This window comes from Pseudanabaena sp. lw0831, from assembly GCF_016584665.1.
Lineage (GTDB): Bacteria > Cyanobacteriota > Cyanobacteriia > Pseudanabaenales > Pseudanabaenaceae > Pseudanabaena.
Window position 1 is genome coordinate 92,724 of the sequence record NZ_BBJB01000048.1, and the last position, 10,972, is coordinate 103,695.

General features: G+C 40.4%; 6 protein-coding genes. 5 read left to right on the forward strand and 1 reads right to left on the reverse strand.

Translation table 11 applies throughout. The annotated features are described in order from the left end of the window. Positions 1-26: 26 nt before the first annotated feature. Positions 27-896: an alpha/beta fold hydrolase gene (locus tag APA_RS08690; protein WP_236579466.1), complete on the reverse strand. Its 870-nt coding sequence runs from the start codon at positions 894-896 to the stop codon at positions 27-29. Between the two features lie 51 nt (positions 897-947). Between APA_RS08690 and APA_RS08695 the strand changes: the two genes are divergently transcribed. The 5 genes from APA_RS08695 (at position 948) to APA_RS08715 (ending at position 10,906) form a co-directional block, all read left to right on the forward strand. After that, complete coding sequence (locus APA_RS08695; RefSeq protein ID WP_201321896.1) at positions 948-2,177, forward strand: response regulator; 1,230 nt, start codon at positions 948-950, stop codon at positions 2,175-2,177. 382 nt (positions 2,178-2,559) lie between these two features. Continuing rightward, on the forward strand, positions 2,560-3,774 hold the full coding sequence (locus APA_RS08700; RefSeq protein ID WP_201321897.1) for a response regulator: 1,215 nt from the start codon (positions 2,560-2,562) through the stop codon (positions 3,772-3,774). Positions 3,775-4,009: 235 nt separating this feature from the next. Further along, positions 4,010-4,387, forward strand: a complete 378-nt coding sequence (locus APA_RS08705; RefSeq protein WP_201321898.1) for a response regulator — start codon at positions 4,010-4,012, stop codon at positions 4,385-4,387. Further along, positions 4,384-4,968 (forward strand): chemotaxis protein CheW, encoded by a 585-nt coding sequence (locus APA_RS08710; RefSeq protein WP_201321899.1) that lies wholly within the window; start codon positions 4,384-4,386, stop codon positions 4,966-4,968. The genes APA_RS08705 and APA_RS08710 overlap by 4 nt, the downstream gene beginning before the upstream one ends. 154 nt (positions 4,969-5,122) lie before the next feature. Beyond that, positions 5,123-10,906: a methyl-accepting chemotaxis protein gene (locus APA_RS08715; RefSeq protein ID WP_201321900.1), complete on the forward strand. Its 5,784-nt coding sequence runs from the start codon at positions 5,123-5,125 to the stop codon at positions 10,904-10,906. Positions 10,907-10,972 lie beyond the last annotated feature (66 nt).

Sequence of the window (10,972 nt, forward strand, 5' to 3'; positions counted from 1 at the left end):
AGCGGCACGAAGTGCCGCTTTCCTTATCATAATTGCCGATTGCACCATGAATCAATATCCGCTAGTATGCGATCGCCTATTTCCCAAGGCAATAAATGGGCAGTATTTGGATAAGAGATAAATTCACAATTAGGCAATAATTTTGCGGTTTCTATGGTTGATGCAGCTGTGATATGGCGATCTTGCTCTGCGGCGATCGCAAGGCAGGGGATTTGAATTTTAGCTAAATCACCAGTGCGATCGTATCCCCGCCGAAGCGCTTGCATTAAAGCTCTTTGAGCAAAGCGCGAAGTTTGTAAATAAGCTTTTGCACCAGTGTGAGAAATCTGATCGTAGGCTCCTTGAGTATGCTGCTGAATTAAATATTTAATCAGCGATCGCTTGCCAAACCACTCAATATGCCACTGCTGCTTTGGCACAATCCAATGCAAAGCAACAGCAATCACTAAATTTGCATATTCCCACCAAGCAACTTTTGGTAAACTGCTGCGCGGGTTGGCAGCTGTGGCAATTAAAATCAAACCTGCAATTTTAGGAGCAATTTTAGGATCTAAGTTATTTTGAGCTGAATTTTGCAGCTCAGCAGCTCGCAGCGCCAACTCTATCGCCAAAATCCCACCTAGAGACCATCCTAAAATCAGATATTCCGTTTCTAGATAATCGTTTAATAAATCTTGCCGATCAGACTGCCGATCGCTTTCTAAAAGATCCCAGAGATCTTGTATGTGATCTAACATTGTAAAGTTCACAGTTGCCTTACAATTTCCATAACCACGTAAATCAGGCGCGATCGCCCTAATACCTAGATCGTAAAAGTATTGAGCGAATATCTGCATTGCTTCGCTATTTCCGGGGTGTCCGTGCAAGCATAAAACTTTTAATCTGCGATCGCTCATCATCAGAAATACGTTTGAAATAAATCAAGTCTTACTTACCTTAACTTGACAATGACGCAGACTTCACAAGAGAACGATGCTTCCAATCTCCCAAAAGAAAAAAGCATTAGTCAAACAATCACTAAATACATCAATATCATTCCAGTTGATGAAATTATCCCTAATTTGACTTATGCCAGTCTTATGGCGATGTTGAAATTACTCAAGAATCATACAGGGACTGTCAATATTGAAACACCTCATTTAAGTTGGAAAATCTTTATTCATCGTGGGCGTATCGCTTTTATTGAGGATGAAAGTGATTTTTTGCCAACGTTAAGGCGTAAACTGAAAATCCAAAAAATTCATTTCCCAGAGGATGTTCTGCTTAGTAGTACCAGCAAGCCTCTCAATATTATTGAGACTTGTGAACTGTTGGGTAAACTTTATGCCCAAGATCGCGAAAACTGTCTAATGATTTTTAAAGAAATATTATTAGAAAACCTTTTAGCAATTTCTTTAGAAAAAAAGTTTTCCTTGGTATGGAATCCCTTGGAGTTAGATCATCCAATTATTTTGCCGATCTGGCAAATCAATGACCTCGAAAAAGCGATCGCCAAAGCAACTAAGCAATGGCACACTTTTACCAATGTGCGTCATCCCTATCAAATGGTGCAACTCCTAGATCCTGAATGTAAAATTGCGCAGGTTCCATTATTTACTCAAGTTACAAATGGCAAATATCGGATTTGTGAAATTGCCGATTGCTTTCAACAACATATTACCCGCACCGCTCTCAAGCTTGATAAACTAGCAGAAAATCAAACCGTTGCTATCTTGCCACTAACATTACGCTCATCGGAAGTTAATGAAGATCTAGCTCTTGATCAGGCGCGGGAACCGCGATCTCTGCCTAAAGTGATGATTGTTGATGACTCCCCTTTATTGCTTAAGCAATTTGGCAATTTATTAAAAAACTGGGGATATCAACTAAGCCTAGTCAATGACTCCGCTAACGCCACTAGTCAAATGTTGTCAGAAAAGCCCGATATTGTATTTGTTGATATCAATATGCCTAACTTAAACGGGTTTGATCTAATTAAACAAATTCGCCGTCAGCCATCACTGGCAGGCATTCCCTTAGTTTTGGTCACATCCGAGAATACTATTACCAACAACTTTCGAGCAAAATGGGCAAATTGTCGTTTTTTAAGTAAGCCTCTCAAATCCGATGATATTCAAGAATTTCGCGAACAAGTTCGGACGATTTTGCAAGATTTTGTCTCTCAATCGCAATTATAGAGATCGGCACTATTGCTTTCGTAGAGCTTGTTAGCGATAGCGTAACGCACCATTTGTGTTTATTGGGTGCGTTACACTATCGCTAACAAACCCTACTACTGATCTGAGCGTAAGCCAAAAGCTATTTGCGGCGCTTTGCGCCGCAAATAGCTTTTGGCTCATAAAAATCGGTTTCAAAATACAGAATTGCTGCTGGAGAGATCTATAACTAAGTAGAATTGCTTAGACATGGTATGGCAATAACCTGAATACAATTTGGGATAATGTATCTGAGGCAACCAATCGAATTTGTCTCCAGTTGCTACGATCTATAATGAAGTGATCCGTTTTTTTGTAATACTTATAGTATTTTCCCCATCCAAGTGCCTCCCAGTCAAAAAACATGATTGCTATGACAGGTTCCTTGCCTAACTCAGACCTTGTGTCTAACAACTTGACTGACGGACAAGTAGTGAGGAATGCCACATTACATATCCTGTTAGCCGCTATGCGCGTCATGAGTCGTTCTACGGGAGTAATCCGTGTAGAGACTAAATATCATCGGTGGAAATTATTACTTACGGGAGGAGGTCTAGTATTAGCAGAAGAAGAAGGGCAAGTCATACCTACATTAGTTCGCAAATACAATAACAAAGGTATTAATTTTTCGCGTATTCCTGAATGGGAACAGCGCCAAAATAATCGCCCTTACTGTTACCCATTTGTAAGCAATGTTTATAAAAAACATCCCGAAATTACGAAGGATGTTTTAAAAGAAGTTATCTTAGAAAACTTGTTGTCATTGCACCTAGAAGATGAATTTTCTTTTGTATGGAAACCCGCCGACGATCTGCAAATTAATCTACCTGTTTGGCAGCTATCAGTAATCGAAAATAGCATCGCCAATGAAGTCAGGCAATGGCAAAGATTTGATTGTGTAAAACACCCTTATCAATTAGTGCAACTTGTTGATGCGGCAAATTTACTGGCAAGAGTTGGCAATGACAATTTTCCACTTTTTGCGAAGGTGACAACTGGGCAAGATCGGATCTGTGCGATCGCCGATACGTTCAAACAGCCGATTTATCGTACAGCCCTATTACTAGACAAGTTAGCTCAAAAAAATATTGTCTCAATTGTGCCATTACAAGAGCGTAATTCAGACAGCGATATTGGCGCTCGGCAACATGTAACTGCACCAAAAAATGTCAAAGATGAGCCTAGAGTTTTTATCGTTGACGACTCACCTGTTTTGCTGCAACAAATGCAAAGACTGTTAATTAGTTGGGGTTATCAAGTTGATTTTACAGATGATGCCGAATCAGCTACCGACAAAATCTTAGAATACAGACCGACTATTGTTTTCATTGATATCAATATGCCAAGTTTAAATGGCTTTGATTTGATCAAACAAATTCGTCGCCAACGCGAACTAGCTTCGTTGTCTTTAGTATTAGTTACTGCTGAAAACAGTATGACTAATAACTTTAGAGCAAGATGGGCAAATTGTCGGTTTCTAGCCAAACCAAGATCATCTTCAGACACCCCAAAATTTCGCGACGAATTGCGTAACTTATTAAGGGAGCTTGCACCTTTGTCAACAGATACACTAGTCTAAAAATTAGTCATATCAGTACTAAGAAGCTAATTTTGTGAATAATAAAGCAATCAAGAATGTTGGTGGTTACATTCATTAATTTGTATGGATCTTGACAAAAAATTTCTAACATCTTCAAGATATTAGAAATAGTAAAGAAAGAATAGTTAAAACTAATTGTCTAGGTTTACAGTCACTCTAAATTAATCATAAGTAGCCGTATTTAATTAACTGTGTACAATTCAAGGTAAGAATTATGAGCGAGCATTTTTTAATAATTGATGATTCAGCGATCCAGAGGCATTTGTTAAGTTCTTTCTTAAATGATTTTGGTCATACAGTGGATTTCTGTGAATCAACTATTGGCGCTTTGGATAAAATCATCAACAATTCCTACACAGCAATTTTCTTGGATATTGTGTTGCCAGAGCAAGATGGTTATAAGTTTTTGCGGGAACTGCGATCGCAACATCAACTTGCCGATCTGTATGTAATTTTATGCTCAACCAAAAGCACTAAACTGGAAATTGACTATGGGCTAAAACGCGCTAGAGCTAATGACTATTTGCCCAAACCCGTCAGTCGCGAGTCATTATCTGAAGTTTTGAAGAAGTTGCCCCAACGAGTGAAATGATCATTCCTGAGATGAGCAAAGCTAGTGCAGCAGAGAAATTACTGGATCAGCTAGTTGCACCGAGTAACCGATATATTGTTGCAAAAGTTGGAAATCGCTCAGTTACTTTCCCAGACATATTAGTATCAGAAATTATTATTATTGATCGCAATGCAATCGTAGCTTTACCTTTTTATGAAACAGCAATCATTGGCGTAACGCATCATCAAGCAAATATAATGCCTTTGCTGTTATTACGATTGCTAATGGGGGAACAACGCACTTTAATCACGGAATCTTTGATGGTGGTGCGGCTGAGTAAAATTGCAGACGATTTGGGTAACAAAAATCTGGGTGGAGTCGGTGTAATCGTAGATCGAGTGATCGGCAGTCTAACTATTGATGAGTATCAAGAAATAAATCTGTATTCTTCAGATCTAGCTCAGCCAACGCTTCCATCGATTTCCACCACTAGCTCTACAAAAAATGTCAATCAAACAGTAGCGAATATTAAGGAGAACGAGTATACTCCCATTGAAATTATCTTATCTAGTATTCCTACCCACATTTGGCAGCCGCAACGTTGGCAACTTTCAAGCTAATACTTGGAGCTATCAATTAAGGTCGCCTCAAAACACTAGGCTAAATCATAAGATCTACAGATAAATCTATCTGTAGGGCTTAATGAATGGGTCGGGTATGGTGTAGGATAGCTCTCACAAAAATATCCGAGTCCTTTCCCTAGAGCGGATGCATATGGCAAGCACATCTAATAAAAACCGAGCGACTTCTGTAAGCAAGAGCAATCAGGCATCTCCCAAAAGATCGCCTAAGTCGCCGACCGCCCCCAAACCTAATAAGCCAAAAGGCTCAATGGGGCTGGGATTGCTGCTGATTGCGATTGGCACATCGCTGATTGGCTTAGGTGGCTTAGGATATTGGTTTTATCAAGAATTATTAAGTAGTGCTCGTCGAGAAGTTGATACATCGGCTGAAGCGCAGACTCGCCAAATCGAGTCCAAGCTCTTAGATGTTCGTCAAACAGTTGATGAGGTCGCTAGTGGGGCGAAGATCTTATTTCAGCAACCTTCAAAGCCCAAGGGCTCTGAACCCTATCAAAGTTTGATCGTAGATGGATTACAGAATAAGAAATCCATCGCGGGTATGGGGATAGCCTCAAATAGTAATTTACTATTTACTCCGACAAAGCCTCTTGTTCCTTATGTATGGAGAGAACAGTCTGGCTTAAAGACTGAAACATCTGGGCAAAAGCTGGCTGCGCCCAATGACAAACTGTTGTCTGGAGATCGCCCTGATATTCAAAAAGCTCCGTTTTATCAAGATACGCTGAAGGGGAAAGCATCTTGGTCACAGCCATATACTGCTTTGGGCAAGACGATTATCACCTACAGCGCCCCCATCAGCGATGGGCAGAAAGTTTTGGGGATTGTCAATGCTGATGCGATCGCCAGTGAGCTTTTGTCATTGATCGATACAGCTTCCTATCAAGAGCCTCCCTATGAAAGCAAATTTGGTTTTTTGGTGGCTAGCAGTAGTGGTCAAGTAATTACTGCCTCCTCCCAGTTTCAGGCGACGCAGACCAAAAATCCTGAGGTCGCCGCAGTCCTCACAAGTCTTACTCAACAAGCTAAAGCCAAACCATCAGGAATTGTCCAAACTGGAGGTTATCTCTGGGCATACCGCAAAATCCAAGGTAGCGATTTGCTCTTTGTAGCACAGTTGTCTGAGGCAGAAATCACCAATAAGCTAATGCTTCCAGTTGGTGTTGCGGCTGTTAGCATCAGTGCAATTTTGGCGATCGCCATATTATTATTTGTCAACTCTCTCAAAAAGCGACTTAAGCCGCTTACCGAAGAATGCGATCGCTACTTGAGCCAGCAAGGAAATTCAGGTGTAAATATTGCAGGCAAAGATGAAATTGATCGTCTTGGGCTCTCGCTGAAGAATACCTTTCAACAAGTAAAAAACAATGAAATTCGCTTGCGGGGAGGATTAAACCAACCATTGTCATCTGATGATGACATATCGACGGCTGCGCAGATCCAGCAAAATTTTGCAGAAACAGAGTTGATGGAGGCTGAGGTAGGCAACCTATTAGATGTCGTCTCATCGATGGAAGAGGGGGATCTAACTATTGAGGCCCAAGTAAATGATCGTGCTACAGGACTAGTCGCTGATACTCTCAACCGTCTACGCGAAAAACTCGTAGAGATTATCTCCAGCGTTTTAGGTACAGCTAAACAGGTAGCAAAGGGCGCAGCCGATCTTGAAGAATTAGCCAAAACTGTGGTGCTTAACACCGCCGAACAAGCCCAGTCAGTTGCCCAAGGACAAGCTCTCACAGAACAAGTCGCGGCAATCGCGGAGAGATCTGCCTCACAGGTCAACGTTGCGAACCAATCACTTCAAGAAGTACGCGACACAGTTGCTTCTGGACAAACGGCGATTATTGCCCTAACCGATAGTATCAGTGTCTTACAGACAGGCTCAGCCCAAATCGTGCAACGCATGAAAACATTGGGGGAATTCGTGGGTCTTGCAGAACAATTTGTACAGGATCAAGGTCAAATTGCTTCTTTAACTCAAGTTCTGGCGCTCAATGCTACTCTTGTCGCCGCTCGCGCTGCTGAGCAAAAAGATCCTAAACAATTTGCTAGTGTAGCCCGTGAATTTGAGTCGATCGCAGGTCAAGTTAATGATTTGGCAACTCAAACCAATGACGGTTTGACGGTGCTGCAACAACGTACATCCCAAATCCAAACTGTGGTAACAGCGATCGATGCTGAAGTTCAGAATCTAAGTGGACTGGTCTCAGGATTTACATCGGGTGTAGAGTCCTCACAATCTGCCTTCAATAGCATTCAAATGGCTACTGAAGAAGTTGTCCAAATTGGACAAACTATTACTGAGTCTAGTACTGAAATTGCTGATGCGGCAGGCTCTACAGCGAGTTATATGAGTGAAATTGCTCAGTTAGCCGATCGCACTGCCAATCTAACCCGATCTGCTCGACAACAAGCTGAAGCGATGGGAAATCAGGCGCAGCAACTATTACAAGGTATTCAGTTCTTCCGCCTCCCTGAAACATCTGGACTGATAAGCCCTGATACATCTGTCAACAGTTTGTTTGATCCCTCAACAGAATTGAGTAATACAGAGACAAATAGGGATTTAGGTGTAGTTGTACCTGTGATCGCGGTAGCAGCGGCGGCAACAGCAGTCAGCTTGTCTCAATCAGAGCAGGCTTTACCAAATGAATATGAAGTGGCTGACCACGAAGATAACACTGCTACCGATAGTAGATATCTTGAGAATCTACTTGACGATGATGCCAGCAGTGATCTTATTGAAGATAATGCTGCCGAATCTCCGCAAGAACAAAGTTTTGATTCTGTTTCAGAAAATTTCATGTCAGGAGATATTACTGATCGTCAAAATCAAGATTCAGCTACATATTCTAACCTCACAGATATCTCTCTCATCGAAGAATCACTCTTTGCTGATCTCAAACAAGAAATCTATGACGATAGTTCACTTGATGAATCTTCTTCACTAGACGATACAGAACCAGCTCTCAAAAATCAGATGGAGGGAGTGAATGAATTTTCGATCGTTGAAGCTTCAAGTGATCCGCTGATTGTCTCTGCTACCTCTTCATTTTTAGAAGATACAGCTTTTGGGACTGTTACACCACTTGTTGAAGATTCAAATCTGAGCTTGCCAACTTTTGTTGATTTTTCAATTCCAGACATGGATGATGATGACTTCATAATCCCCAAAATGAATATAGAATCTACACTAGATGATTCCAATTCATTCTTTGATAACGGTAATTCTATACAAGCTCATGATGTTAATCAAGCTGGAGAAGATTTTGATCCATTTGCTATGGATGATCAAACTGTATTTCAAACAATCGGGGATGTCGATGATTCTGCGATCGTAGATAATGACAATGTATTTGAATTAACTTCATCAAATATAAGTGTCTCAGTGAGTGACCCTGAGAACATTGCTGAAAACTTTGAATTTAAAGAGTTTGAAGATTATAGCCAATTCACATCTGATGATGCAATCAATGAATCCTTAGAGGGATCAATAGAAAATTCCTCCAACGAGGCTTTTAGCGATTCCTTTGATGCATCTTTTGATGAGTCTCCATTTGACAGAGCCTTGGATGAAACACTTAATGATTCTCTCGATGAGCCTTTTGCTGTTGCAGAAGATGTTGAGGAGTCACTCCCAGAGGCTATAAATGATGAATTGATCTACGAACTATCTGGACAAGACCCTAACGATGTATTTAATTTAGAACAACCAGTAGATATTTATTCTAACAATCTTGAAAATCAAGTTGAATTATCTGAGTTGCCGACTCAAATCCCTGATATTTATCTGGAAGAATCTTTAGATGATGAATTTTCAGATGAGTTTAATTTTGCAATCGATGACGATCCTTTAACAAACTACGCTGATTCAGTCGAGTCAGATGAGTTTAATTTTGCAATCGATGACGATCCTTTAACAAACTACGCTGATTCAGTCGAGACTGATAATTTCTTTGATGCGACTTCAAATCAAGGAGATGAGAGATTTGGAGAAGAAATTGTTGGGATTTTTGATGATCGAGTAAATGATGAGGTGGTTTCTGCGATCGTACCAGAATTGGAGATCACATCATCACCTTCAATAGATGTATCTGCTCAGTCATCAACAGAATTTACTTTTGAAATTAATGAAAGCTTATCGATGGAACCATCTGATTTAGTCGAATTTGATGGGTTTTCAGAAAGCTCTTCTGATGGCTTTTTTGATGGTAGTCCCATCAATGAAAGTGATGAGTTAGACTCAATCTGGCAGACCGAAGAATCAGTCTCAGATGAGTCAGACTTTTCTGCTGCCGTTGAAGCAAGTGAAATCTCAGCCAACGAGCAAATCTCCGAACCATTTGACTTTTCTATAAATCTTCTAGAAGAAGATGTTTTTGCCGCAGAAATCGCGATCGCATCGGAAATAGACATACCAGAAGCACCAATGTTAGTTCTGTCTAACCAACAGTTAGAAAATATTTCTGACGAACTGTCTGATGAGCTTTCTGAGGACTTCTCCTTTGAGATAGAAGAGGATCTGTCAACTGACCAAATGGATCTAGGTTCTGAAGGTCAATCTTCTTTTGTAACTGATAGCCTTAGTTCAGCCTTTGCTTTTCCAGAATTGTCTCTGACGGAAGAAACTGACGATGCATTAATGGATGATGAATTTAACTTTGACATATCGGTTGATGCTCCCAATTTCAATGCTTTCACCAATTCATTAGAGGAAGAATCTCCTGTAGATTTTTCCTCCAATGAATTGGTGAGTGACTCAGAGCTTAATGAAAGTGAAGATCCACAAGTTCATGGCTCTGAAGCAATCTGGCTGACTGATGCGATCGCATCAGATTTAGGGGAAATCCCTGAAATTGAGGAAGAGTTGGCTGATGATTATCCCTCTTCTGTCGCTGGCAGCGCTATTTCAACCTTTACTCTTCCAGACTTGTCGCTAATGGAAGAAACTGACGATGCATTAATGGATGAAATGTTTGACTTTGGCATATTGGATGACTCTGATAATTTTGGGGTTTCAACAAATTCGTTGGAAGAAGAATCTCCAATAACTTTTGACGAAGATCTGCTGAATGAACCAGAAGCAGATTTATCCTCAGTATTAAGTGACAATCTAGAGGAAGGAACAGACTTAACCTACGATGAATTCGTAAGCAATTCTGAAGCTAATTTTGATATAGATGACAATACCCCAGCTTTTGCTGAACTGACTAGAGGTTTAGAGTCTGATGACGAATCGGTCAAGTTTAGTGAAATCATGGATGGAGAAAACTTTGCTGACAACGCTTTTGATTTAGAAGAATCAGTTATATTTGAGGCGATCGCTGATGGTGCAAACGATTTAGATGCAGAATCTGCTGAAGATTCCCTAGACTTGAGTATTTCTGAGACTAGTAACTTTGGGTTAGACTCAGAATTTACAGAATCCATGCCCGATCTTTCTCTGGATTTCTCAGATAATTGGCTTGATGAGGTAGTTGAAGACAGTCATGTAAGTAGTGCAAAATTTGCTGACTCAGATGATGATATATCTATTGGATATCCATCTGAAGATGAAGTTAATGCCATATCGGATGGCGACATATATGGGTTTGCTGATAATCTGCTAGACAGTCTCATGAATGAAGCCGATGAAAAGTTTGATAGTCTATCAATGGATTTACCAGACTTGCAAACATTGCCACACTTGCCTAACTTTAATGATGAGTCTTTAGAGGGTGAAGATATCAATAGTGAATTAGATAGTGAGCCTGAGTTTGACTTTTCTGCATTCGATTCTATTGAAGATCCAATCAACACAGCTAGAGCCGAAATTGATGATTTTCTGTCAGGTAGTTTAGACATAAAGGAAGAGGGGATTCAGAAAAAGAATCCTACAAAGCCAGTTGAACCAGACAACTCAGGTTCAGTTTAATCCCTAAAAGTAAGAGAACGAGCAAAGCGCATTCTCTTATTAAAAAGCCAAAATGTTACGGCGGGC